Source organism: Verminephrobacter aporrectodeae subsp. tuberculatae At4 (genome assembly GCF_000193225.1).
Classification (GTDB): domain Bacteria; phylum Pseudomonadota; class Gammaproteobacteria; order Burkholderiales; family Burkholderiaceae_C; genus Acidovorax; species Acidovorax aporrectodeae.
This window is the reverse complement of the sequence record NZ_AFAL01000330.1, coordinates 1-208: the sequence shown is the minus strand read 5'-3', so window position 1 is coordinate 208 and position 208 is coordinate 1. Positions and strand designations below refer to the sequence as shown.

Here is a 208-nt window from a genome sequence, read left to right as displayed (position 1 = left end):
TCAACGACAGGAAGTGTTTGGTTGGAGTCATTGCAGCTAAAGGTGGACTGATCAACTACAGGAAGTGTTTGGTTGGAGTCATTTCAGCTAAAGGTGGACTGATCAACTACAGGAAGTGTTTGGTTGGAGTCATTGCAGCTAAAGGTGGACTGATCAACGACAGGAAGTGTTTGGTTGGAGTCATTGCAGCTAAAGGTGGACTGATCAA

The 208-nt window shown here is 45.2% G+C and carries 1 protein-coding gene; it reads left to right on the top strand.

The window, feature by feature from the left end:
- Window positions 1–17 precede the first annotated feature (17 nt).
- The coding region (locus VTU_RS34725; protein WP_236610651.1) for a hypothetical protein at window positions 18–208 on the top strand (191 nt) is incomplete at its 3' end.